Below are 23,020 nucleotides of genomic sequence, written 5' to 3'. Positions count from 1 at the left end.
TGCGGTCAGCCGGTCGGATGAGGTGACGGCTCCGGTTCCGGTACCGGCTCGGGGTTCGGAATGGGCGGCTGCGGAATCGGATCCGGCGACGGGCCGGGCGGGACGGGTCCGGGCGGCGGAGGCGGCGGCTCCGGCAGCGGCGACGGCGGCTCGGGCATCGGTCCGGGCGTGGGCGCCGGTGGCACGGGGTCGGGGTACGGATTGGTCATCGGAGGCCTCCGAGCGGTTCGGGGTGGATCTCCTTCCACCGTCCCCCGGAGCGGCTGCCCGCGCCTGGTGAGCCCATGCGTACGGGTTCCGGATGACCTGTCCGGGTGCACCGTCCCTGCGGCGGGTCAGCGCGCGGCGGCAGCGGCCGCGGCCGCGAGGCCCGTCCGGGGGCTGGCGAGCACCGGGATCCGGGTGACTGTACGGGTGACCGCATCGGCCATCGACGCCTGCGCCAGCACGATCACATCGGCGTCCGTCACCGCATCGGCCGCCGCCGCGACCAGGTCCAGAAAGCCGTCGCGGTCCCCGGCCTCGAAGCGCGCCCAGGCCCCCTCGACCAGGACGGTGCGGACCTCGACGGGCCGGTCCGCCACCTCTTCGGCGAGCAGGGCGAGGGTCGGCGCCAGGGTGTCGCCCAGCGCCGCGAGGACCACCACGCGATCCCGTTCCGCGGCAGCGGCCGCCATGGGACGGTCGACACGCAGCACGGGAGCTCCGGCCGTCGCCCCGGCCGACTCCGCGACCCCGCCGATCGTCGAACACGTGCAGAGAACAGCGGACGCACCCTCCGCGACCGCGCCCGCGAGCAGCGCCCGGATCTCGTCCGACACCGCTTCCGGGCCCTCGTCCCTGGCCCGGGCGAGCAGGTCCTCGGAAACGAGATGGCGCAGGGCGAGTCCGGGATGATCCGTGTCCCGGAGCGCGTCGAAGACCGGGACGTGGACCGGGGAGGTGTGCAGCAGTGCGAGTGTCATCGACCGAACGTACAACTCCGCGGCCCGGGTCCGGTCATCGGCCGAGTGGATCGGTGCAGCCCGCCGTGTTGATCACTACAGCTCGGGGTGGGACGCGAGCTGCACCCTCGCCCGCTCCACCAGTTCGGCCGGCGCCTCGGGTGCCTGGTCGGGGTGACGCTCCGCTCACTTCGCGGCGTACGGGCAGAGCGGGACGACGGGGACACCCTCGCGGCCCGCCACAGCGTAGAACTCCCGGACGAGGGCGCCCGCGATGCCCTTTCCCTCGTGGCCGGGCTCGACGACGGTGTGCACGGCGACAGGCGCGGCGGGGTCGCCGTCCATCACGAAGTACGCGATGACTCCGGCGGCCTTGCCGTTCTCGTACGCGAGGAGGTTGCCGCTCGGGCGGTCGTCGCGGATGTCGAGTTCGATCCGGCCGGTCTGTTCTGCCATGACGGGTGCTCCCTCAGGGGTCGAGCCGAGGTAAGCGCGCCGCGGGGACAGCGGCCGGTCTACCTTCCAGCGGACCCGGTCTCGCGGACGGCGTATCAGCCCCGCGAGCTGGCCCAGTGCGATCTGTGGTTCCCGCCAGTGGATATCCCGCTGGGCTTCGGGCAGACCGGGCGCCCGCCGGTGCTGGTGATGGTGGCCGGCTATTCGCAGGTAATCACCGCGCGGATGCTGCCGTCTAGGCAGACCACCGATCTTGTGAGCGGGCACTGGGACCTGCTGTTCGGTTGGAACGCGGTGCCCCGGGCGCTGGTCTGGGACAACGAGGCGGCCATCGGACGCCGCCGGGAGGGACGGGTCGTGCTCGGTCATGAGTTCGCTGCCCTGGCCGGGCTGCTGGCCTGCCGGGTGATCCTGTGCCGGCCCCGCGACCCGGAGGCCACGGGTCTGGTCGAGCGGGCCAACGGCTACCTGGAGACGTCGTTCCTGCCTGGCAGGGTGTTCACCTCCCCGGCCGACTTCAACAGGCAGCCGGCCGCGTGGCCAACCGACGGGTGCACCGCACCCTGGAGGCCCGTCCGGCCGATCGGTGGGAGGCCGACCGGGCCGCGATGCTGCCACTGCCGCCGACCGCGCCGCCGCGCTGGTGGCAGACTCGGTGCGGATCGGCCGGGACCACTCCGGGCTGGGGCTGGGCGTCGCGGTGGACGGTATGCCACTGTCGTACTCCACAACCGGCATCGGGCTCGGGCCGTTCTTGAAGTTGACCGTGTACGACACATGGCTAGCCCAAGGCTAAGAGGCCCGGCCGGTGGCCGTTCCTGGTACTGATGCCGACCTTCTCGGCTCGCTCGGGGACATTGGCCGTCGGGGTACTCAGCAGCCGCAGCCGCACAGATCGGGTGGGCAGCCGGGGTCGTCGCAGCAGCACGACAGCTCGAACAGGCCCTTCACGTCCGTCACTTCCCCTGGCCTGGTACCGGTGGGCGCCAGGTACCCCGTAGCGGGTCCGGGCAGTTCTCGGACGGCGTCGGCCATCACGGCGAGCTCGGCGCACAACGCGGCCAGCTCCGCGACCCGCAGGCCACGACCGGTAGCGATGCTCTGGCTCATGCTTCGACCGTAAACCTGGGAGTGCAGTCCAACGTCAAGCCCGGCGGAGACCGGGTTCGTGGTGATCAGTGCGGGCCGGAACCACGTCGGCCACCGAGGAACAGCGATAGGTCACACTCGGTAGGGTCGCGGCTCGAAGAGTTGTTGTTCTCCTCGGCGGAGGGCGTGTCTGTGGAGTCGGTCGACGTGACCGACATGGCCGTCCGGGTCGAGGCCCTGAGCGCTGCCAGGCAGGCGCCATGCCCGGGCCGCGGATGCTGGTCGGGTCGAATACACGGCTCCTACCTGCGATTTCCCCGAGACCTGCCAGCGGCAGAAAAGTTCGTCGTCGTGGCGTTGAGGGTGCATCGGTTCGTCTGCGCGCAGGACTCATGTCCGCGCAAGACCTTCGCCGAGCAGGTGCCGGGGCCCACCCGCCGGTTCGGCCGGCGGACGGAACGACTGCGATCGACACTCGCCTCGGTCGGTCAGGGCTTCGGCGGTGCCGACGATCCAGGCGTGCTTGTCGACGCCGCCTGCGTGCTCGCCCTCGGTGGGGAACACGCGGGTCTGCCAGGTGGGTCCGAGGTGGTCGACGAGGACGGAGGGGAATAGTTCGCTCTGGCGGCTGGGGTCCGTTCCAGCTTGGGCAGGAAGTTCAGGGCCTCCATCAGGGCGCCGGCTTCTTCGAGGCCCTCCAGGCCGAGGTGGTTGGCCAGTCCCGGACGGGCTGTCAGTGGGCCTACCTGCCAGGCGACCTACCGCGCAGGCCGCGCAAGCCTGTCCGGGGTGCCAGCTGGCGATGGGGTGCTGTGCCGGACGGTTTGGTGACTGGCCTACCGGCGACGGAAACCCGAAAGTCTGGGCGGGCCCGGCCCTGTCAGGGGGACTTCACGGCGTTGATCATGGTGTATCCCATCTTGTCACGGCACAGGGCGAGGATGCTCGGGTAGACGGTGTCGAGCTGCGCCATCGCGGCGGGGCCCACCAGCTCCGCGATCTGGGCGCGCCTTGCGGCGAACAGGCGCGGGATCAGCCCGTAGGTGGGCTTGAACTCTCGGGACATGTCGCGGATGCCGTGGATGGTGAAGCCGGCCTCGACGAGCATGCGGGAGTAGTCCTCGGGTCCGGCGGGAAGTCGGGAGAGGGCGAACGCGGCCTGGAAGAGCTGGACTTCCTCAGGCGTGAAGGGCTCGGCTTCGTAGCAGTCCGCGAGAACGAAGCGGCCCCCGGGCCGCAGCACCCGCCGAACCTCGCGGATCGCGGCGGGGCGGTCGGAGAAGTGTGCGAACGACTCGATGGCCCACGCGGCGTCGAAGATCTCGGACTCCTGGGGCAGGGCCATGGCGTCCGCCTGTTCGAAGGCGACGCGGTCGGACAGTCCCGCCTTCAAGGCGCGGTCGCGGCCGGCCCGGACCTGCGCGGCGCTGACCGTCACGCCGAGCACGCTCGCGCCCGACTCGGCACCGATTCGCACGGTGGGCCGGCCGGTGCCGCAGCCGACGTCCAGCATCCGCTGTCCCGGCAGCAGCCCGACCTCGTTGATGAGGCTGCCGGTCCAGGAGTCCTGGGCCCGGGTCAGTTCCTCCCACATCTCGTCGGCTGTCGGCTCCCCCGTCTGCGTCCGTACGCCGTCGGTCCACATGCCCAGGTGCATGCTGTCGCCCATGGTCAGGCCATACAGGCCTCCGAAGCGGTCGTACCATTCGCCGACATCCCGGGCCGATGGATCGCTCATGTCCAACTCCTCGCTTCCGTTTGGCCCACCGGGCGGGGTGGTGCCGCCGGGCCGACCCGACCGATCGGCCCCACTGCCTCCACTACTTCCCCGGAACGGCCGCGCAGTGAGGCCATACGGCGGGGCGCACGGAAGCACGAATGGATTTATGCACCGAATCGCCCACATGCGGCAGACCTGCTCCGTTGGCCATCAAGATCGCTTGGCGAAGGACCAAGATCTTGTGTCAGACGTCAGTCCTTCTTGCTGTCCGATCAAGAGCACGCCCTCAACCAGCAGGAACGCAGGCGAGGTTGAAGAACCAGCTCAGTCGATCTGGTCTGCTGGTGCTCAGCCCCTCAACGGGGTGACATTCCCGGGGCGTCAGCAGTGGTTGGCAAAGGCTGCGGACATTGCCTTATGCAGGACGGGGGCGAGCTCCGGGCGTGCAGGAGAGGGCGGGTAGACGGTCCTGCCCTCCTTGATGGTCTCCACGACGGTGATGTCCTTGATCTTGTGCTCGGGAATCGTCAGCGGGTTGTGGCTGAGGATCACGAAGTCGGCGAGCTTGCCGACCTCGATGCTGCCCTTGGTGTCCTCTTCGAAGTACTGGCGGGCGGCGTTGATGGTGATGGACTTCACCGCGTCCAGGGCCGACACGCACTGGTCCGGGCCCAGGACGCTTCCTGATGTCCGGGTGACACGGGTGACCTGGCTGGACAGGATGGCGATCGAGTTGGGCAGGGCGACGGGGGCGTCGTGGTGTGAGGTGTAGGCCATGCCGCGGTCCACCGCCCACCGGGCCGGCGAGATGTTGACAGCCCGTTCGGGGCCGAGCACGGTCTTGCGGTACCAGTCGCCCCAGTAGTAGGTGTGCATGGAGAAGAACGACGGGATGATGCCGAGTTCCCGAAACGCCTCGACCTGGTCCTCGCGGGCGGTCTGGCAGTGGATGGCCGTCGTACGCCGGTCCTGCCCGGCTTCCTTGGTGGCCGCGCGCACGCACTGGAGGAGTTGGTCGATGGCGGCGTCGCCGTTCACGTGCGCGATGACGTGCCAGTTGTTGGCGAAACCCGCCCGGACCTGGGCCAGGACGTCCTCGTCCGGCAGGGTCGCATAGCCGCGGTAGTCCTCGTCCTGACCGTTGGGCGGTGTGAGGTAGGGATCGGTGAGCCAGGCGGTGCGCCCCTGCGGTGAGCCATCCAGGACCAACTTCACCCCGGCCGCGCGCAGGCCCTTGGTGTACTCCCGGCTCACCTGGACCTTGTCAGGGGATTTCATGGCCTGGTCAGCCTTTACGTAGACGACCACATCGGTGGGCAGGCCGGCGGGGTGGGCGTCCGCGACCTGTCGCAGGAGGCCCAGGACCTCCAAGCTCGCTGCCCCCTCCTGCACGGTCGTGAAGCCGAAACTCGCCGCCGACAGGAGGCCCAAGGGCAGGAACTGCCCGCTGTCGACGGGGTCCATTCCGGCGACGGCCAGGTCGGCGGCGGGGTTGAACGCAGTCTCCTCCAGCACCCCGTTCGGCTCCCCGTACACGGGCCCGGATTCGGTCCCGCGCTCCAGCCTCCGCCGGATCACCCCGCCCTCCGGGTCCGGTGTCATGGCGGTGTACTGGAGCCGTTCGAGTCCCAGGCTGTTGACCACTCCCAGATGGAAGGACTGGTGGATCGCCAGGACAGGCTTCTCGGTGGATACCACGTCCAAGTCGTGGCGGGTGGGGTGCTCGCCCTCGGTGAGCATGGAGTCGTCGTAACCGAAACCGACGATCCAATCCGAGCGTTTCCCCACCGCACTTTCGGCGAACTCGCACAGCTTGCCCTGGAGGGACGCGATGTTGGTGACGTTGCCGTCGGGAGCGGCCAGGAGGTTGGCGATCGTGGCCTGCAGGCCGGTGCCGACCACGTGGCCGTGCGCATCGATGAACCCCGGCAGCAGGGCCTGGTCCGGCAGCAGGTCGTACAGCCGCGTGTCCGGCCCCCGCCACTCGGCCTGCGCCTGGGACAGGTTGCCGACGAAGACGACCCGGCCGTCCTTGACTGCCACCGCCTCGGGCGCCGCCGACCTCTCGTCGGTAACCGTCACGATGGAACCGCCGGAGAAGATGATGTCGGCATCTCCAGACCGCATTCCCGGCAAGATTTCCTGGGACATCACGCACCGCCTGTTCCCCTGAGAATGATCAGCCTTCACCGCGAAGAGTAGTCGTTCGCTTTCGGAACGTGATCGATCGTGGTCGGCCAGTCCACGCGGGTGGCCGGCACGGTGCGAAGAAGCTCGGTCACACCGTCGGGAATGACCGCGTCCTGTTCCGGTACGACGAGGAGCGCCAACCGGCGAATCGCGCGTAGGCGTCAAGGGCCTGACCGTCACGCCAGCTCTCCGGGCGCCGGATCAACTCGGTGAATCCGGCGCCGACAGCCACCGCAGATGCGCCGGCACCACCTCCAAGCGAAAGCCGATTCGGCCGAGCCGGGTCGATGCCGTACAGTTCAACGTACCGACGCGGGGTGGAGCAGCTCGGTAGCTCGCTGGGCTCATAACCCAGAGGTCGCAGGTTCAAATCCTGTCCCCGCTACTCAAACGTGAAGGCCCGGTGGATACCGGGCCTTCACTGCGTCTGGCCCCGCTCGAACCTGGTCCTCAGCGGTCGGCTCCGAAAATCCTTCGGGGGCTGATCAGGCTGCCAGGGCGATGGAGGATTCTTGGTGTCGGTCGGCGGATGTGTGTCGGCGAGCCGGATCGGCAGATCGTCCAGGTCGGAGGTGGTGAAACTCCCATGGAACGGCTGTGCCGCGGCGTTGTAGCTGTCCTCGCATGCTCGGAGCCGGTCCCGGACCTGGGTCAGGTCCGGCAAATCGCTGGGTGAGACGATCTTGCGCTGGACGATCGAGAACTCTCCGACTTCCTCAACCCGGTCCCCACCAGACCGGCCCCCACCCCGGCGGAAGTGCGGGACGCGATCCGGGCCTCGCCCGCCGACCGGGTACGCCAGGACCTCGACCACCTGCCCCGCCACCAGGGGAACCTCGGCCCCCGGCTCCTCCGTGGTCACGCAGGCTGCTCCCATCCGTACCCAGCTTCTCGCGGACCGTCAGTCTTCAGCCGGCCGTGGCACCCTGCACCGCTACCTCACCGTCGGCTTTCACACGACGTGTACGAGCCGAACTCGCCAGCTTCTCGGCAGCCACTTCGGCGGTGAGGTCCTGGATCTCCTCGCCCGCCTCGATGGCTGCACGCCTGACTTCGAGGGTCAGGCCGACCGACGTCTTGATGATGCCCCGCGCCAGCGGTTTCACCACTCTCTTGATCAGAGGGGCCGTGATCAGGCCAATGAGGAAGGGAGGAACTACAGGGGGCATGTGTGAACCCTCTCTTGTGTACACGGCACGGCTGCTGCCGCCGCCGCAAGTGCCAATACCGCCTGGTCGGCGGTGCTGAGCAGGCATTTCACCCCCACCGAAAAACACCGTAGTCGACCTTCGGCCGACGCGCCCGGGGACGCCGACGCCTTTCATTCGTTCGAGCGGAGGTGCGCCGGAGCAGACCGTGGCTGCGGAAAGGAATCAGAACGGGTCCGGTGCGCCCGGCCCGCGTTCGTCCAGCAGTGACTCCACCACCTGCACAACGAACTCGGGTACGCGGTCCGGAAAATCGTGGCCGGTTCCCTCCGGGGTATAGACCCTCCGGGCCGCACTGGAGGCTGCGAGAAAGCGTTCTCTCACGGTGAGGAAGAAGTGCCGTACCCGGGCGCTCTCCTCCGGATCGTCGACCGCGTCGAAGATCTTGTCACCGCCCGTCAGATCGCGCGGCGCCACGAGGAAGAGAGGGAGCGAGCCGAGCTCGCCATCGTGTACGACCGTTTGCCAACCGTCTCGGGTGATGCCGTCCGGCGACAGCTCTCGCAGGATCGATGCGGCGGCGCAGTTCGCCTTGGTCCTGGTCTCGATTACGGCGAGAACCTGCGTCGGGTCCTCGAGAGAGCGTGCCTCGTTCTTGGGCACGAGGGCGTGGAGGCCGAAGAGGTGGCGCAGCGCGAGGGCGGTCTGGTCCCTCACGGCATGCCGCAGGGCCGGAAGCGACGGGCCGAAGGCGACGACATCGGGCGGGGTGGGATCGAGCAGCACCAGACCGGCCACCAGGTCGGGGCGGCGCCTGGCGGCGTTGGCCATGAGCAGCCCCCCGAAGGAGTGCCCCACGAAAACATAGGGCCCCTTTTCGCCGGCCCGCTCCAGCGCCGTGAGCAGTTCGACGGCTTCGGCTGCCGTCGTACGCGGGAACGGGCCCGGGTCGCTCCAGCCTGAACCCGGACGGTCCACCAGGACCGAACGCGCCCGTTCCCGCGCCAGCGCGTGTAGTTGGTACATGGCGTACCCGCCGGCATGGCCGCCCGGCATCCAGACCACGGTGGGCCTCGGCCCGGCGTCTCCCTCGGCGAGGATGTGCATGCGGTAGCCGCCCACATCGACCATTCGCCCGGGTGGCGGATACCTCACCCGTACCCGGGCCACATGCATCAGATGGCGGAGAGACCCGAGAGCGAGCACGAGGGCCACGGCGCAGAGCACACCGCCAAGAATCCGCCAGCCGGTTCCCAGGGTGACGCAGCACGCGCCCGCGGCCGCCAGCAGCAGGGCGATGGCCAGCCCGGCCCAGTCCCGGCTGAGCAGCCGGAGTATCGCGTCGGCGACACGTGTGCCCGGTCGCATGATTCCCTCTCCGTCACAGCATTCGTGGTCGCGGCCGGGGACACCGCGCGCCTCGGCGCCCGGCACAAGCATCGTCCCCTGGAAGCCCCGCGGGCGCCATGCGCGGTGTCGGGCCCGCCGTCCGTCACCGCCGTACGGACAGCAGCCGGGGCCGAGGTGCAAACCTGGCCGGGGACTGACCACACACGGCACCTGGCCCTTGTGCGTACCACCGTCAGACCTGGCCCGCGCCGCACCCGCGTGCGAGGCGCGCTGCCACGTCCGCGACCACTTCGGCCTCCCGAGCCACGAGGTAGAAGTGGTCCCCGGGGAACGAGCACAGCTCGAAGGAGCCCGGGGCGGCGAGGTCGGACCAGGCGAGGACTCGGTCGAGCACGCAACTCGGATCGTCCTGGCCGACGTACGCGGTGATCGGTGCCTTGACCGGAGCCGGATGCGGGGGGTGGTAGCCCTCGATGAGCCGGTAGTCCGCGCGGAGGGCGGGCAGCAGCAGGTCACGCAGCTCCGGGATGTCGTAGGCATCCGAGTGCAGGTCTCCGAGGTGCCGGACGCGGGTGATCAGGCTTTCGTCGTCGGCACTGTGCAGTGCGGTGTGTTCGGCCCGCTGGGGGGCTGCGTGTGCGGAGACCAGCAGGTGCTCGGGGACGATGCCGCGGACCTCCAGCCGCAGGGCCAGTTCGTAGGCGACGCAGGCGCCCATGCTGTGTCCGAAGAGCGCCAGCGGCCGGTCGAGCCAGGGCCGCAGTGCGTTCTCGATCGTGTCGGCCAGGGTGGCCATGTCCTCGATGCAGGCTTCCGCGAGCCGGTCCTGGCGGCCGGGGTACCGCACGGCGAGCACCTCGATGTCCTGCGGCAGCAGAGCGGGCCAGCTGTGGAACAGTTGTGCCGTACCGCCGGCGTGCGGGAAACACAACAGTCGGAGCCTGGGGTCCGCCGCGCGCCGGTGGACACGGAACCATTTCTTCGCGTCGTGCGCCGTCATCGCTGTCGGAGACCGCCCAGCTGCAAGGAGTTGAGCTTGGAGAGGAAGGTGGGAAGCTGCTCCACCGCCCTCCTGGACACGTATGCGGTCTGCACCGTGCGGCGCAGGTGATCGGTCACGACGAGTTTGTAGGCGCCGCCTTCCTGAATGAGTTCGGCGGAATACAGGGGTGTTCCGGTCGCGGACATCTGACCTGCCTCCATCAGGGTGCCTCCTTCTCCAGCCATGCCTTCCACGCTTCCGTCGCCTGCTTCTCGTCGAGGGTGTCGGTGAACAGGTGGTGGCCGAGCCGGATCGGCCAGTTCCAGGTATGCCCGTTGAAGAAGCGGTAGAGCCCGTCGGCCTGTCCGCCTTGATGTAGGCGCCACGGCGCCCTTCGAAGTGGCGCAGGTACACGGCGGTACCCGTGTGCACCCAGTGGATCCGGTCACAGGGGCGCATCCAGAAAAGGACGGGCGTACCCTGCTGGGAATTGGAAGCCTCTACGGCGTGCGCAGACGAAAGTGCGGCGCGGAGATGTCCCCAGAGCTTGCGTCGGGCCGTGATATCGGGCGCGCCGGGGACAACGCGAAAATCCAGTCAGCAGACTCAGCGCACCGTGGCAGCCGCCGAACCGGCGCCGCGGGCCTTGTCGGCGGCCTTGCTCTCGCTGCCGGCCTGCGCAGCGTGGGCCGCTGCGGCCGCGGGAGCCGAGCCGGTGCCCGCTCCGGTTCGGCCTGCGGTGCCGCCCTCCGGGGCGCCGGTGTCGGTGCCGTGCTCGGCTCCGTGCGTCATCTGGGCGGCGAGCATTTCGGCGGTCGCCTCGGCCGCAAGATCCTGGATTCCCACGCTGGCTACGTGGACGGCCCTCTTGGCTTCGATCCCCAGTCCCACCGATGTTTTGACGATCCCTTGCATGAGAGGTTTACCCAGCCTTTTGACCAGGGATGCGGCGATCAAGCCGATCAGGAAAGGAGGTACTACAGGCGGCATGGCGCGACATCCTTCTCTTCTTGTCGAGAAAACGATGATCGAGAAGACAGCGGGAGGCGAACAGGAAAATGTAATGACACGCATGGCTTCCCGCATCGCCGAACCCGCACCCCTCGTCATGGAGAATATTCGAGGCCGAGAAGGCGGTTCCGAATTCCGGCGTGGCCTTCACTCATTCGAGTAGAACGACTTTCCCTTGACGGTCTGTTCAGGCCACTCGACGGCCGGAACCCGACGTCACCCGCCTCCTTCGGGTGGCCGCTGGTACCTCTGCTGACGGCCGCACGTACCGTGCAGTTCTCTCGCCACCCGGCGGCGCAGGACGGGAAACGGCAGTGTGCCGCCGGCCAGCACAGCCTCGTGAAAGGCGCGCACGTCGAACGCGGCGCCGGCGTCACGTTCGCACGCCGCCCGCAATGCCATGAACTCCGCATGACCCGCCCGGTACGTCAGCGCCTGTCCCGGCAGATCGGTCGCGTAGCGCAGCAACTCGGTCGTGATCTGTTTCTCGGACTCGGCTGCCGCGTGGACGTGCATGAAGGTGCGCGCCTGCTCCAGCGTCATCATCCCGAGGTTGAGGCCGGTGTCGATGACGAGGCGCTGCGCGGTGAACCGTTCGTGGGCCAGGCGCCCGTACGCGTCCCACGGGTCGTCGTACAGCCCCATCTCCAAGGCGAGCCCTGCCGCGTACTCCGCCCAGCCCTCCTCGAACCCGCTGAAGGGCGCCAGTTCGCGTCGCAGGTCGGGCAGCGTGGTGTTCTCAGCCTGACGGGCGAGGTGGAAATGATGTCCGGGCGCCAGCTCATGGTAGATCAGCGCGGCTGCACCGAGAAGTGACCGATGCGCCAGGTCCGAGGCGTTGTAGCGGTAGCGTCCCACCGGTTGCGTGGCGGTGGGCGGTTCGTAGTAGCCGAACGTCATCGACGCCTCCAGCGCCGGGTCGAGGCGGGCCACGCCATAGGGGGCGCAAGGCAGGACCGCGAACCAGCGCGACAGCAGAGGCGTGAGGCGGTCGAGGTGTCCGCGGTAGCGAGCCTCGACCTCCTCCGGGGTGACGGCGTACAGGCGGGGCTCGGTCGCGAGCCGTTCATGGAACTCCGCTTCCGTCCCCGCGAAGCCGAGCGTGCCTCGCATCTCCCGCATCCGCTCGCTGAGTTCGCGGCAGTGCTCCCGGCCGAGTTCGTGGAGGCGTTCGGGTGGTGTGTCGCCGGATGTGTAGGTCCTGACGAAAGCCCGGTATGCCGCTTCGCCTCCCGGGTAGTGGGCCCATCCGACGGCCTCCGGTGCCCGCCTGAGGTAGTCCGGGTCGCCCACGAGGGCGAGAAGGCGGTCGAACGCCGGCTCCAGCTCAGCGGCCACGAGCCGCGCCACCGCGTCGCGCAGGTGGCCCCGGCTCGCAACGTCGAGTGGAGTGAGCCGCTCGGTGTCCGCTTGGACGTACCGTGTCACCGATGCCCGCAGACGGGCGAGGGTGGTGTGGACCCCGGCCAGCGCCGGGACGGGGATGCGGAAGCCCCGTGCCGCCTGCCCGGCGACCTTGTCACCGATCGTCGCGACGCAGCGGGCCAGATCCCGTACGAGGGACACATACCGGCCCACGTCAGCCCGGTGCTCGAAGCGGAACGGGCGGAAGACCGTGTCACCGTACTGCTGGAGGCGGAAGAGCTGGTACGGCGTGGCGGTGGGGGTGAGCCAGTGGAAACGTCCCGCCTCCGCTTCCTGTTCGGCCAGCGCCCGAAGGAAGCCCGCGGTGTCGGCGGCGGAACCGGACAGCTCCGCGGGCTGCGGTGTGCCCAGCCGGTTCAGCACCCCTGCCGCGAACCCGGCGCGCTCGTCGGCCTCCGCGGCAGACACTCCCGGCAGCGACTCGACCGGCAGCCCGCGGCGTGTCCGCAACGACGGCTCACGTACGAGCAGGAACTCCCAGTACGAGGCCGCGAGTCGGTCGACCTCCTGCGCCGCCGAGCCGTCCGGGGAGTGGGATGGATGGTTCGCCATGCCGCCAGTGTGCGCGCCGAATGACGCCACGTCGGGAATGGAGATGAACCGCGAGTCGGGCGGCCTCACTCGAACGGGGGAAATCATCCGGCCCGTTCGTGTCCGGCCCGGGAGAGGCGGCCCGACGCCGTCGACCTCGGTGACACGATGAACACCATGTACCGCCGAACCGTGTCGTTTCCCAGGGCTCGGTCGGCCGCGGTGGCATCCGCCGCTGTCGCGTCAGCCGTGATGGCCGGTTGTGGCGGCGGCGACGTGTCATCGACACACACCCCTGTCGTCGTGGGGGGCACCGTCACGATCGCCACCGCCTCCGAGACCCCGAGTTTCCATCCGTACTCGCAGTTCGGCTCTGCCCTGGCTCCTTATGCCTACGACTCGTTGGTCAATATGGCGCCGGACGGGCGTGTGGCGTCGGGCCTGGCCGAGAAGTGGCAGGCCGGAGCCACTTCGGCGAGTTTCACCCTGCGCAGGGGAGTGACCTGCTCCGACGGCGCGATCCTCACGGCCTCCGGGGTGGCCCGGTCACTGAGATATGCGAGCGATCCCCGCAATCGGCTCGTCGGCGCCCGGGCGGCACTGCCCGGTGTGCCGTTCACGGTGTCGGCCGACGACGCGGCACGGACAGTGTCGGTGCGGATGGCGTCACCGTACAGCTTCATCGTGCGGACGATCGGTCTGGTGCCCGTCGTCTGCCCCGCCGGGCTGGCGGATCCCGGCGCGCTGGACAGGAGAACGGAGGGCACCGGGCCGTACGTGCTGAGCGGTTACGCCTCGGGCGGTCCGTACCTCTTCACACGGCGCAAGGGGTATGCGTGGGGGCCGCGGGGAGCGACCAACGCAGCTGCGGGCCAGCCTGAGCGGATCGTGGTGTCGGTGGTGCCGCAGGAGTCCACGGTGGCGAATCTGCTGCTCACGGGCGGCGTGAACATCGCGATGGTGACCGGTCCGGACCGCGCGCGGCTGACCGGCCACGGCCTGGCCACCGCCCAGGTGCCGACCGTGGTGGGGCTGACCTTCTTCAACGAACGGACCGGCCGCCCCTTGAGCGATCCTGTGCTGCGTCAGGCACTGGTGGGTGCCCTGGACCGCAAGGGCCTCGCCAATGTGGCGATCGGCGGCGACGGAACGCCCGCCGGCCATCTGACCGCCGCGGACTCCGTCTGCCACGCCGACGTGGCCGCCGGGAACCTGCCCTCGCGCAGCGCCGTGGGAGCCTTGGACGCCGCGGGCTGGACGAAGAACGCACAGGGCAGGCTGGTGAAGCACGGCAGGCCGCTGCGGCTGCGGCTGCTCAGCAGCGCCGATTTCGGCTCCACCCTTCCCTCGGTCGCGGAACTGATGGCCGCCTCCTGGCGGGCGCTGGGCGCGGACGTCGACCTCGTCAGCGAGAGCCGCAACGCGGTCGTACAGGCCATGTACCAAAGCGGCGACTTCGACGTCGTGGTCGGCAGCTCGCCGGGTCCGCCGCTGCCCGCGCAGCTCGTCCCGTACTTCTCCGGCTCGCAGTCGTCCGGGGGACTCAACTTCGCGTACGTCGCCAACCGCGCCTACGACCGCTTCGTCGCCCTCGCCCTGCGCGCACCGGGCACGGCCAGCTGTGCGGACTGGAACAGGGCCGCCGCGGCGCTGTTCCGCTCGGCCGATGCGCTGCCCATCGCCGACGGCACGAGCACGGTATACGGCTACCGGACGACCTTCGCCGTCGCGCCCGGCGGCCAGATCGTACCGACCAGCATCCGCCTGCACAGATAGCGGCGGCGACGCCGCACACGACCGCGCACCACCAGTCGAGGAGGTCTCCCATGACGACCGTGTCCGCACGGCTCGGCGCCCTGGCCCGGTGCCACCCGTGGGTGGTGTTCTGCTGCCGGCGTGCGGTGCGGCTGACGGTCTCCCTCTTCGTGGTCGTCGCCGCTTCCTTCGCGATGATCCGGCTGGTACCCGGTGACCCCGTCCGGGCCGCGCTGGGGGTGGATGCCCCGCAGGACCTCGTAGCGGCCAAACGACACGAACTCGGTCTGGAGCATGGCCTGTTGGAACAGTACTGGCGGTATCTGCGTCATCTGGCCCACGGGGACCTCGGGGTCTCTCTGGTGACCGGCGAGCCGGTGGCCGACCTGATCAGGGCACGTCTGCCGGCCACCTTGCTGCTGGCTGTCCTGGCGTTCGCCTGCGTACTCGTCGTAGCCCTCCCCGGAGGACTGCTCGCCGCGGTGTGGACACGCGGAGGGCGGCGGCCCCGGGCGGAGCTGGCGCTCACCGCGACCACCTCCGCCATGGCGGGCATGCCGGACTTCGTGCTCGCGGCGGGTCTCACCGCGGGACTGGCGGTCGCCCTGCGCATCTTTCCGGTAGCCGGTGACCTCGGTCCTCAGTCCTACGTGCTGCCCGTGCTCGCGCTGGCGCTCGCTCCGACCGCGGTTCTACTGCGGATCGTACGGGTGGAGACGCTCAAGGTTCTCGCGACGGACTATCTGCGTGCCGCCCGCGCGAAACGGCTGCCCGCCGTCCCGCTCTATCTGCGCCACGTGGCACCGAACACACTGACCGCGTCGCTGACGCTCGCCGGGAATCTCCTGCCGGCCCTGATCGCGGGGACCGTATTGGTCGAGAAGGTGTTCGCCTGGCCGGGCATCGGTTCGGCGATGGCACAGTCCGTGGCCGCGCAGGACTACGCGGTCGTCGAGGCGTCGGTTCTGGTGCTGGGCTCGGCCGTCCTCGTGGCGAACTTCCTGGTCGATCTGGCCCTCGCGCTGCTCGACCCCCGATCGGTCATCCGGAAGACGTGATCCGATGGCGCTGTTTCCCCCTTCCCCTTCCACGCCGGGTGCCGCCACCGGCAGGTCTCGCGCGTCCCGGTCGGGCTGGGCCTCGCCCATGGGCGTGATCACCCTGGCGATGCTCGGATCACTCGCCGTACTGGCCGTCGCAGGGGCGGTGCTGTGGGGGCAGGCCGCCGACCGTCCGGACCCGTCGGCGGTGCTGCGCGGGCCCACTGCAAGTCATCTGCTCGGCACGGACCACCTCGGGCGTGACCTGCTCGCCCGGCTGCTCTCGGCGACTTGGCTCTCCCTGCTGCTGGCAGTCGCGGCCACGCTCCTCGGGGCGGTGGCCGGGATCACGCTGGGCGCGCTCACCGCTGTCGTGGGCGGGCGTGCCCGCCGCCTGCTGGGAGCCCTGATCAACCTCCTACTGGCATTTCCCGCGCTTCTCGTCGCGATGTTCTTCGCAGCCCTCTTCGGTGCGGGGGCGGGTGGGGCGGTGTTCGCACTCGCCGTCGCCTGTGCACCGGGCTTCGCGCGGATCACGCAGACCCTTGCTGCCGGAGTGGCCGGAACCGACTTCATGGCGGCGGCACGTGTGCTGGGCCTGCGTCGCCACCGGCTCCTCCTGCGCCATGTCCTGCCCCACATCGCCGAACCGCTGATGCTCAACACCACAGTCGCCGCGGGCTCGGCACTCGTGGCCCTGTCGGGGCTGAGCTTCCTCGGACTGGGGGTGCAGTCCCCTTCGTACGACTGGGGGCTCCTGCTGAGCCAGGGGCTGGACCGCATCTACACCGAACCTCTGCCCGCCGTGGCACCCGGCATCGCCATCGTCTACGCCGGTGTGGGCTTCCAACTGCTCGGCGAGGTGCTGGCCGGAGCCGCCGCGCGACGCGCCCGCACACGGCAGCTGGAAGAACCCGCGGTACACCCGGCACGCGCCAACCGACCGGCATCCGTGGACCACGTGCTGGAGGTGGAGGATCTGCGGGTCACCCTTCCCTCGGCGGACCGGGTGGTCCGGCCCGTCCGCGGTGTCACCCTCGCTCTGCGGCGCGGTGAGATGGTCGGCCTGGTCGGCGAGTCCGGCTCCGGCAAGTCGCTGACGGCGCTTGCCATCGCCGACCTGCTGCCGGACGGCGCCTGCGCGACCTGGGGTACCCACCGGTTCCTCGGAGCGGACGCCGAGTCTTCGACACGCAAAGAGCGACGCAGACAGCTGGCGACGGGAATGGCGATGATCTTCCAGAACCCGGCCTCGGCCTTCAACCCGTCGCTGCGCATCGAAACGCAGATGACGGAGGCCGTGCGCGCGCACCATGGCACCCCTCGTGCCCAGGCCGTCGAGCAGGCCCTGGCGCAGCTTCAGCGGGTCGCGCTGCCCGGCGGGCGTCGGTTGCTGCGGTCCCGCCCCTTTCAGCTCTCCGGCGGTCAGCGCCAGCGAGTGGCGATCGCTGCCGCTTCGATGATGCGGCCCGACCTCATCATCGCGGACGAGCCGACGACAGCCCTGGACGTCACCGTGCAGCGGCAGATCATGGACCTGCTCCGTCGTATCCGGCGCGACGACGCCACCGCGGTCCTCTTCATCAGCCACGACATCGCCCTGGTGGCCGACGCCTGCGACCGGGTTCTGGTCATGTACGGGGGAACGATCGTGGAGAACCTTCCTGCCCATGAGCTGGCGACCGGCGCACGGCATCCGTACACGCGGATGCTCGTCGCCTCGGTCCCGGACATGGCCGCGGACCGCGACCGCCCCCTGCGCACCATCGAGGGAGGGCCCCCCGATCCGTGCGGTGCGGCCCCGGGCTGCCCGTTCCATGACCGCTGTCCGCATCGACTGGACCGGTGCGCCGTGGAGAGCCCCGTGTTGTCCCCGCTCGAACCGGGGCACGAGGTCGCCTGCTGGCGACCGCTGCCCCCGGCACTGTTCTGCGGACAGCGTGAGACCGAAGAGGTGGAGAAGTGAGGGAAGGTGCAGGGTTGGCGCTTCACGACGTCACTGTCCGCCACCACGGGCCGTTCGGGCCGGTCGCGGCAGTGGACGGAGTGTCACTGGAGGTTCCCCAGGGCACGACGGTCGGCCTGGTCGGCGAGTCCGGTTCGGGAAAGTCCACTCTGGCACGTGCGGTTGTCGGGCTGGACAGCCCGTGCGCCGGGCGGATCACGGTCGGTGGACGGGAGTTCCGTGGGCGCCGGGCGGCCGATCGACGTCGGTTGGGGCAACAGGTCCAGCTGGTGTTCCAGGACCCGGACACGGCATTGGACCCGCGCATGACGGTCCGTCAGTCGATCGCCGAATCAGCCGGGGCCTTCGTCCGGCTGGACCGCCGCAGCCGCGAACAGCGCATCAGCGGGCTGCTGGAACTGGTCGGTCTCGACGCCGGCTGCGCCGACCGTGTGCCGCGGCAGCTCTCGGGCGGCCAGCGCCAACGCGTGGCCGTCGCCCGCGCGCTCGCCGTCGATCCGGCGGTTCTCATCGCCGACGAGATCACCTCGGCTCTCGACGTGTCGGTCCGGGCGGCGCTCCTCACCATGCTTCGGGATCTGCAACGACGCATGGGCTTCGCCATGCTGTTCATCAGCCATGACCTCGCCGCCGTCCGCCATGTGTCGGACGCCGTCGCCGTGATGTATCTCGGTCGGATCGTCGAGACCGCCTCCACCGAGAACCTGCTGCGCAGCCCACGCCACCCCTACACCCGAACGCTGCTGTCCGCCGTGCCGAGCTTGCACGCCGGACGACGACCCGTCGGGGAACCGCTTCTTCCCGGAGAGGTGCCCGACCCCGCATCGCCACCGACCGGATGCCGCTTTCATCCGCGTTGCCCCGTCGGGCCGAGCCGGCATCCCGGACGGGACGTCTGCGCCGCACGGGACCCCCAGCAGGATGCGGCCGGACAGCCGCACCGCGCCGCGTGCCACTTCCCGTATCGCGTCGGCGACTGCCCGCCCCACGCCGGCAGCATCCCCCCGGACGCGAACGGCGACCGGGCTCCGCGAACCCCGGGGGACCTGCCGTCATGACGGACAGGGAACCGGACATGCTCCCGTCCGGCGCGGACGCGGTCGTCGTGGGCGCCGGTGTGATCGGTGCCGCGGTGGCACTGGAACTGGCGCGCACCGGTCGGCGTGTAGTGGTCGTCGACAAGTCCGGCGGCGTCGGCCACGGATCCACCAGTGCCTCGAGCGCGGTCATCCGTTTCAACTACTCGACCTGGGACGGTGTCGCCACCGCCTGGGAATCCCAGCACTGCTGGGCACGATGGGCGGAGCACCTGGGCACCATGCACGGCCCTGGCCTGGCGGCGTTCCGGCGGACCGGAGCGGTACTCCTCGACGCGCCGGGCTCCGGGACGTCGGAGGTCATCGCACTGTTCGAGCGTGCCGGCGTGCCGTACGAGCGCTGGGATGCCGCAACGCTGCGCAGCCGGATCCCCTGCATCGACGCGGGACGCTACGGCCCCCCCAAGTCCCTGCTCGACGAGGCGTTCTTCTCCGGCCCGGACGGGGAACTCGGCGCGCTGTTCACACCCGATGCGGGCTTCGTCGACGATCCCCAGCTCGCGGCACAGAATCTCGCGGACGCGGCGGCCCGCATCGGGGCGCGCTTCCTCTTCCATCGCACAGTCGTCGGTGTCCTGCGCCGCGAGGACCGGGTGGCGGGCATCCGGCTCGCCGACGGCACCGCGATCACGGCACCGGTGGTGGTCAACGCCGCCGGGCCCTGGTCGGGCGGGTTCAACCGGATGGCCGAGGTCGGGGCCGAGTTCACCGTCGGAGTGCGCCCGCTGCGCCAAGAAGTCCACCAGGTAGCCACACCGGTCCGCCAGGGCGACACGACCTCGTCGAGCCCGGGCGGCGCCAAGACTACGCTCGGCCTGATCGTGGCCGATGTCGACCTTGGGACCTACCTGCGCCCCCTCGGCGGACACCTCCTCATCGGCAGCACGCTGCCCGCCTGCGACCCTATGGAGTGGCTCGACGATCCCGACATGTGCAACCCGCACCCGACGGCCGCCCGGTTCGACGCCCAAGTGACCAGGGCCGCACGCCGATTCCCGCTCCTCCGCGTCCCGAACCGGCCGACCGGCATCGCCAGTGTCTACGACGCTGCCGACGACTGGTCCCCCATCTACGACCGCACCGATCTGGCCGGCTTCTATGTCGCCATGGGAACGAGCGGCAACCAGTTCAAGAACGCTCCCCTGGCGGGCCGGTTCCTCGCCGCCCTGGTCGACCGCGTCGAGGCCGGCCACGACCACGACCGTGATCCGCTTCGGTACACAGGTGAACACACCGGCATTGTCATCAACCTAGGTGCATTCTCCCGGAAACGGTCCATCGCGGAGGGTGTCGCCCCTCGAACCGTGCTGGGCTGACGTTCCGCATGGGCACGGGTCCGCGGAACGGCGTCGGGTGACCGTGTGTGCCTCGTTGAACCCCATGGCACCGCTGATGGTCGAGTCCGCCTTCTCGGGCGCATGCCGATGGACAATGCTTGCGCCCCCTATTTCGGCCAGGCGACTCCGAGCTGTCTCCCGGGGAACGCGCTCCGGTCCTCGGAGGCAGGGTGCAGTCTGGTTCGAGGGACCGCGGCCGCGCCGCCTGTTGGAGGCATCGGGTCTGGATCCGGCGCGCCAGATCGGACACACAGGACCGCGCACGCGAGAGCGGACCGTCACGCAACCGCAGCGGCTCGTCGCGACAGGCGCTCGTACCTCGGTCCACGCGCACGGCACCAAGGGCGTCCAGCCGGCCGTCGCCGCAGGTGTGAACGCCATTCATACGAGTGACCGAGCAGACGGGTCGGCGGGGAGGCGCGGGCCGCCAGGCCCTGGACCGCGTCGTCACGAGGCCGGTGCCGTCCGGGAGCTGCTGCGCCGGACGGCACCGGCCTCGTGACGACGGAAAAGGTCTACCAGCGGCCGCGTGCCGGTGCGGAGCCGAGCTTGGAACTCAGCATCGACAAGAAGGTCGGGAGCTTGTCCACTGCGGATTTGGGGACAGGAGTGACCTGGACCGTGTCCCGCACCACGTCCTGCACGACGAGCTTGTAGGTACCGCCTTCCTGGACGAGTTCGGCGGCGTAGAGCAGTGTTTCCACCAGAGATCCTTCGGTTGTGTCGTGCGACGAGTCAGGCCCCGTTGAGCCACGCGTTCCACGCCTTGGTGGCTTGCTGTTCGTCCGTGTCCTCGGCGAACAGGTGGTGGCCCAGCCAGATCGGCCAGTTCCAGGTGCTGCCGTTGAAGAACCGGTACAGCGCGTCCGGGCCGCGCAGGCCGACGAAGTCGGGGCTCAGCCAGTCCACAACGACCTCCTCCGAGCCGCCGTCCACGCCCGGGAGGTCGAGCGACAGCCGGTCGCCGACGGTCGTGTCGTCGGCGAGGCCGAGGCGTCGGCGCAGGGCGGCGAAGTCGGCGGGGTCGTCGGTGCGCTCGCCTCGGCCGGCCTTGACGTAGACGACGGGGCGGCCGGCGAAGTGCCTCAGGTACTCGGCGAGGGCGTGCTGGTAGAAGTCGACGTGCTTCTCGGCCGCGTCCGCCTTGGTGTCCCACGTGTCGTCGACGACGCCCGTGTGCACCCAGTGGATTCCCATGTGCAGGCGGCTCGTTCCGCCGTCGAGCGGCTCGATCCGGTAGGTGAGCGTGTTGGAGAACCCGTCGTTCAGGGCCACGCGCACGGCGAAGTGGTGCGGTGGCTCCCATGCCACGACGGTGCCGTCGGCCCGGGTGACCTTTCCGCCGACGTGCGGCTCGACCTCCATGGGGTACAGCCAGCCGAGGTTGCCGGTGCCGGTGGCGACCGCGTGCCAGACCTGCTCGGGCGTGGCGGGCAGGTCCTGCTCCCGGCGGACCTCGAACTCTCGGGCCATGGTCACTTCTCCTTCGTCATCGTTCATGTGTCAGTAGCTGAGCGGGAGGGCGCTCAGCCGCCGTTGCAGTGGGTTGGGCCGCCATTCGAGGGCCGCCCCGTCGGCCAGCCGCAGGTGCGGGAGCCGACGGACCAGCGTGCCGATGGCCACCTCTGCCTGGAGCTTGGCCAGCGGACCGCCGAGGCAGAAGTGCGGGCCGTTGCCGAAGCTCAGGTGCCGGTTGCCGGGGCGGGACAGGTCGAGCCGGTCGGGGTCCTCGAAGCGCTCGGGATCACGGTTGGTGGCGGCGAGGAACAGGTACACCAGCTCGCCCTCGCGCAGCGTCCGCCCGCCGATGCCGACGTCCTCGGCGACGACCCGGACGATCGCCTGGGTCGGCGTGTCGTAGCGGGCCAGTTCCTCCACGGCGGTGCGGATCAGCGCCGGGTCCTCGCGCAGCCGAGCCAGCTGGTCGGGGTGGCGCAGCAGGGCGAGCATGCCGTTGCCGACCAGGTGGGTGGTGGTCTCGTCGCCCGCGGTGATCAGGACGAAGCAGGTGGACAGCAGTTCGGAGTCGGTGAGCCGGTCGTCCTGCGCCTGCGTCGCGACCAAGGCGCTGATCAGGTCGTCGCCCGGGTCTGCCCGGCGTCGGCGGACGAGTCGGGCGAGGTACTCCTCGTACTGCTCGATCGCCGCCTCGGACTTGTCGATGTCCTCGCTCAGTCGGCCGAGGCGGCGGAACCATGTGTTGACCTGCGGACGGTCCTCGGGTGGGATGCCGAACAGCTCGCTGACGACGGACAGCGGCAGCGGGGAGGCGACCGCCTCGATCAGGTCCATGGTCGATCCCGCCGCGACCGCCTCGTCGACGAGCCGGTCGACGATCCGCTGGACGCCGTCGCGCAGGGCTTCGACGCGCCGGGCGGTGAAGGCACGGTTGGCCAGCTTGCGCAGCCGGGCGTGGTCCGGCGGGTCGGTGTTGCTCATCACCCGGCCGAGCCGGTCGGTGAGCCTGCTGAATGCCTTCAGGTCGCCGCCGAGCGCGCCGTAGGCGCGGGTCATCCGGTCCCGGTCGTTGGACAGCCGAAGGTTTCCCAGGGCCGCCTCGACGTCGGCGTACCGGGTGAGGTACCAGATGCCCTGGGTGCTGCGGTGGACCGGGCTCTCGCGCCGCATGCGGGCGTAGAACGGGTATGGGTCCCGGCGGGCCTCGGGCGTTTGCAGCGCTGCGGCGAAGTCGCCGGGCCGGACGAGGCCCGCGGTACCGCGGGCCTCGTCCAGGGTATCGGTGGAGGTCATGTCGGCGCGCTACCGCTGGTCGTCCATGGCGTCGACGAGGCTCTTGGGCCGCATGTCGGTCCAGGTCTGCTCGACGTACTCCAGGCAGGCGGCGTGGGTGTCGGGGCCGTGGGCGACGGTCCAGCCGGCGGGGACGTCCGCGAACTGCGGCCACAGCGAGTGCTGGTTCTCCTGGTTGACGAGCACAAGGAAGGTGCCGTCCTGGTTCTCGAAGGGGTTGGTCATGGG

Annotated in this window: 23 protein-coding genes, 1 tRNA gene and 1 pseudogene; 8 read left to right on the top strand and 17 right to left on the bottom strand. The window is 69.9% G+C overall.

The window, feature by feature from the left end:
• Positions 1-335: 335 nt before the first annotated feature.
• Entirely contained in the window at positions 336-965 is a 630-nt protein-coding gene (locus OG936_RS32795) for an arylsulfatase (protein WP_406499557.1), read from the bottom strand.
• Positions 966-1,040: 75 nt separating this feature from the next.
• Positions 1,041-1,400: pseudogene (locus OG936_RS32790) on the bottom strand (GNAT family N-acetyltransferase).
• A gap of 586 nt (positions 1,401-1,986) precedes the next feature.
• On the opposite strand from OG936_RS32790, the gene OG936_RS32785 reads away from it, so the two are divergent.
• Positions 1,987-2,196, top strand: coding sequence for a hypothetical protein (locus tag OG936_RS32785; RefSeq protein ID WP_406499556.1), 210 nt, complete (start codon positions 1,987-1,989; stop codon positions 2,194-2,196).
• Positions 2,197-2,273: 77 nt separating this feature from the next.
• On the opposite strand, the gene OG936_RS32780 is transcribed toward OG936_RS32785, so the two are convergent.
• Positions 2,274-2,510, bottom strand: a complete 237-nt coding sequence (locus OG936_RS32780; protein WP_406499555.1) for a hypothetical protein — start codon at positions 2,508-2,510, stop codon at positions 2,274-2,276.
• Positions 2,511-2,840: 330 nt separating this feature from the next.
• On the opposite strand from OG936_RS32780, the gene OG936_RS32775 reads away from it, so the two are divergent.
• Positions 2,841-3,104, top strand: coding sequence for a hypothetical protein (locus OG936_RS32775; RefSeq protein ID WP_406499554.1), 264 nt, complete (start codon positions 2,841-2,843; stop codon positions 3,102-3,104).
• A 265-nt stretch (positions 3,105-3,369) separates the two neighbouring features.
• Here OG936_RS32775 and OG936_RS32770 read toward each other — a convergent pair whose 3' ends face one another.
• The 3 genes from OG936_RS32770 to OG936_RS32760 all read right to left on the bottom strand — a co-directional run bounded on the left by OG936_RS32770 (position 3,370) and on the right by OG936_RS32760 (position 6,539).
• Entirely contained in the window at positions 3,370-4,227 is an 858-nt protein-coding gene (locus OG936_RS32770; RefSeq protein WP_406499553.1) for a methyltransferase domain-containing protein, read from the bottom strand.
• 363 nt (positions 4,228-4,590) lie between these two features.
• A complete protein-coding gene (locus OG936_RS32765; RefSeq protein WP_406499552.1) occupies positions 4,591-6,336 on the bottom strand; it encodes an amidohydrolase in 1,746 nt (581 codons plus the stop codon).
• Between the two features lie 59 nt (positions 6,337-6,395).
• The gene (locus OG936_RS32760; protein ID WP_406499551.1) at positions 6,396-6,539 is read right to left on the bottom strand and encodes a hypothetical protein; all 144 of its coding nucleotides are present in this window, start codon (positions 6,537-6,539) and stop codon (positions 6,396-6,398) included.
• Positions 6,540-6,710: 171 nt separating this feature from the next.
• On the opposite strand from OG936_RS32760, the gene OG936_RS32755 reads away from it, so the two are divergent.
• Positions 6,711-6,784, top strand: a tRNA-Met gene (locus OG936_RS32755).
• Between the two features lie 33 nt (positions 6,785-6,817).
• On the opposite strand, the gene OG936_RS32750 is transcribed toward OG936_RS32755, so the two are convergent.
• From OG936_RS32750 to OG936_RS32720, 7 genes are all read right to left on the bottom strand, one after another.
• Entirely contained in the window at positions 6,818-7,261 is a 444-nt protein-coding gene (locus tag OG936_RS32750; RefSeq protein WP_406499550.1) for a hypothetical protein, read from the bottom strand.
• Positions 7,262-7,307: 46 nt separating this feature from the next.
• Positions 7,308-7,568, bottom strand: coding sequence for a DUF5132 domain-containing protein (locus OG936_RS32745; RefSeq protein ID WP_406499549.1), 261 nt, complete (start codon positions 7,566-7,568; stop codon positions 7,308-7,310).
• Positions 7,569-7,772: 204 nt separating this feature from the next.
• Complete coding sequence (locus OG936_RS32740) at positions 7,773-8,915, bottom strand: alpha/beta fold hydrolase (protein WP_406499548.1); 1,143 nt, start codon at positions 8,913-8,915, stop codon at positions 7,773-7,775.
• A 214-nt stretch (positions 8,916-9,129) separates the two neighbouring features.
• Positions 9,130-9,897 carry a thioesterase II family protein gene (locus OG936_RS32735; RefSeq protein ID WP_406499547.1) on the bottom strand — a complete coding sequence of 256 codons (768 nt, stop codon included), beginning with the start codon at positions 9,895-9,897 and terminating at the stop codon, positions 9,130-9,132.
• Complete coding sequence (locus OG936_RS32730; protein ID WP_406499546.1) at positions 9,894-10,100, bottom strand: hypothetical protein; 207 nt, start codon at positions 10,098-10,100, stop codon at positions 9,894-9,896. Before OG936_RS32730 ends, OG936_RS32735 begins: the two co-directional genes overlap by 4 nt.
• Before the next feature lie 385 nt (positions 10,101-10,485).
• Positions 10,486-10,869 (bottom strand): DUF5132 domain-containing protein, encoded by a 384-nt coding sequence (locus OG936_RS32725; protein WP_406500696.1) that lies wholly within the window; start codon positions 10,867-10,869, stop codon positions 10,486-10,488.
• Positions 10,870-11,106: 237 nt separating this feature from the next.
• Positions 11,107-12,867: a DUF885 domain-containing protein gene (locus OG936_RS32720; protein WP_406499545.1), complete on the bottom strand. Its 1,761-nt coding sequence runs from the start codon at positions 12,865-12,867 to the stop codon at positions 11,107-11,109.
• A 282-nt stretch (positions 12,868-13,149) separates the two neighbouring features.
• Between OG936_RS32720 and OG936_RS32715 the strand changes: the two genes are divergently transcribed.
• From OG936_RS32715 to OG936_RS32695, 5 genes are all read left to right on the top strand, one after another.
• Positions 13,150-14,622 carry an ABC transporter substrate-binding protein gene (locus tag OG936_RS32715; protein WP_406499544.1) on the top strand — a complete coding sequence of 491 codons (1,473 nt, stop codon included), beginning with the start codon at positions 13,150-13,152 and terminating at the stop codon, positions 14,620-14,622.
• A gap of 50 nt (positions 14,623-14,672) precedes the next feature.
• Positions 14,673-15,659 carry an ABC transporter permease gene (locus OG936_RS32710; RefSeq protein ID WP_406499543.1) on the top strand — a complete coding sequence of 329 codons (987 nt, stop codon included), beginning with the start codon at positions 14,673-14,675 and terminating at the stop codon, positions 15,657-15,659.
• Positions 15,660-15,747: 88 nt separating this feature from the next.
• Positions 15,748-17,607, top strand: coding sequence for a dipeptide/oligopeptide/nickel ABC transporter permease/ATP-binding protein (locus OG936_RS32705; RefSeq protein WP_406499542.1), 1,860 nt, complete (start codon positions 15,748-15,750; stop codon positions 17,605-17,607).
• Positions 17,608-17,621: 14 nt separating this feature from the next.
• A complete protein-coding gene (locus OG936_RS32700; protein WP_406499541.1) occupies positions 17,622-18,665 on the top strand; it encodes an oligopeptide/dipeptide ABC transporter ATP-binding protein in 1,044 nt (347 codons plus the stop codon).
• On the top strand, positions 18,662-20,020 hold the full coding sequence (locus tag OG936_RS32695; protein WP_406499540.1) for an NAD(P)/FAD-dependent oxidoreductase: 1,359 nt from the start codon (positions 18,662-18,664) through the stop codon (positions 20,018-20,020). The genes OG936_RS32700 and OG936_RS32695 overlap by 4 nt, the downstream gene beginning before the upstream one ends.
• A 536-nt stretch (positions 20,021-20,556) precedes the next feature.
• Here the strand turns inward: OG936_RS32695 and OG936_RS32690 are convergent.
• Genes OG936_RS32690 through OG936_RS32675 form a run of 4 tightly spaced genes read right to left on the bottom strand, consistent with a single transcriptional unit; the run spans position 20,557 to position 23,017 of the window.
• Positions 20,557-20,745 (bottom strand): hypothetical protein, encoded by a 189-nt coding sequence (locus OG936_RS32690; protein WP_406499539.1) that lies wholly within the window; start codon positions 20,743-20,745, stop codon positions 20,557-20,559.
• Between the two features lie 31 nt (positions 20,746-20,776).
• On the bottom strand, positions 20,777-21,514 hold the full coding sequence (locus OG936_RS32685) for an SRPBCC domain-containing protein (protein ID WP_406499538.1): 738 nt from the start codon (positions 21,512-21,514) through the stop codon (positions 20,777-20,779).
• Between the two features lie 30 nt (positions 21,515-21,544).
• Positions 21,545-22,792 carry a cytochrome P450 gene (locus OG936_RS32680; RefSeq protein ID WP_406499537.1) on the bottom strand — a complete coding sequence of 416 codons (1,248 nt, stop codon included), beginning with the start codon at positions 22,790-22,792 and terminating at the stop codon, positions 21,545-21,547.
• Between the two features lie 9 nt (positions 22,793-22,801).
• Entirely contained in the window at positions 22,802-23,017 is a 216-nt protein-coding gene (locus OG936_RS32675; RefSeq protein ID WP_406499536.1) for an MbtH family protein, read from the bottom strand.
• Between the last annotated feature and the right edge of the window lie 3 nt (positions 23,018-23,020).

The organism is Streptomyces sp. NBC_00846 (assembly GCF_045207325.1).
GTDB lineage: Bacteria > Actinomycetota > Actinomycetes > Streptomycetales > Streptomycetaceae > Streptomyces.
The sequence above is the reverse complement of the archived record's forward strand: the minus strand, read 5'-3'. Positions and strand labels throughout refer to the sequence as shown.

Excerpts from the sequence above, each read along its gene's own strand:
- OG936_RS32745 (WP_406499549.1), bottom strand. The coding sequence starts at position 7,568 with ATGCCCCCTGTAGTTCCTCCCTTCCTCATTGGCCTGATCACGGCCCCT.
- OG936_RS32710 (WP_406499543.1), top strand. The coding sequence starts at position 14,673 with ATGACGACCGTGTCCGCACGGCTCGGCGCCCTGGCCCGGTGCCACCCG.
- OG936_RS32680 (WP_406499537.1), bottom strand. The coding sequence starts at position 22,792 with ATGACCTCCACCGATACCCTGGACGAGGCCCGCGGTACCGCGGGCCTC.
- OG936_RS32675 (WP_406499536.1), bottom strand. The coding sequence starts at position 23,017 with ATGACCAACCCCTTCGAGAACCAGGACGGCACCTTCCTTGTGCTCGTC.
- OG936_RS32765 (WP_406499552.1), bottom strand. The coding sequence starts at position 6,336 with ATGCGGTCTGGAGATGCCGACATCATCTTCTCCGGCGGTTCCATCGTG.
- OG936_RS32705 (WP_406499542.1), top strand. The coding sequence starts at position 15,748 with ATGGGCGTGATCACCCTGGCGATGCTCGGATCACTCGCCGTACTGGCC.
- OG936_RS32740 (WP_406499548.1), bottom strand. The coding sequence starts at position 8,915 with ATGCGACCGGGCACACGTGTCGCCGACGCGATACTCCGGCTGCTCAGC.
- OG936_RS32725 (WP_406500696.1), bottom strand. The coding sequence starts at position 10,869 with ATGCCGCCTGTAGTACCTCCTTTCCTGATCGGCTTGATCGCCGCATCC.
- OG936_RS32795 (WP_406499557.1), bottom strand. The coding sequence starts at position 965 with ATGACACTCGCACTGCTGCACACCTCCCCGGTCCACGTCCCGGTCTTC.
- OG936_RS32770 (WP_406499553.1), bottom strand. The coding sequence starts at position 4,227 with ATGAGCGATCCATCGGCCCGGGATGTCGGCGAATGGTACGACCGCTTC.
- OG936_RS32730 (WP_406499546.1), bottom strand. The coding sequence starts at position 10,100 with ATGGAGGCAGGTCAGATGTCCGCGACCGGAACACCCCTGTATTCCGCC.
- OG936_RS32685 (WP_406499538.1), bottom strand. The coding sequence starts at position 21,514 with ATGGCCCGAGAGTTCGAGGTCCGCCGGGAGCAGGACCTGCCCGCCACG.
- OG936_RS32735 (WP_406499547.1), bottom strand. The coding sequence starts at position 9,897 with ATGACGGCGCACGACGCGAAGAAATGGTTCCGTGTCCACCGGCGCGCG.
- OG936_RS32695 (WP_406499540.1), top strand. The coding sequence starts at position 18,662 with ATGACGGACAGGGAACCGGACATGCTCCCGTCCGGCGCGGACGCGGTC.
- OG936_RS32720 (WP_406499545.1), bottom strand. The coding sequence starts at position 12,867 with ATGGCGAACCATCCATCCCACTCCCCGGACGGCTCGGCGGCGCAGGAG.
- OG936_RS32780 (WP_406499555.1), bottom strand. The coding sequence starts at position 2,510 with ATGAGCCAGAGCATCGCTACCGGTCGTGGCCTGCGGGTCGCGGAGCTG.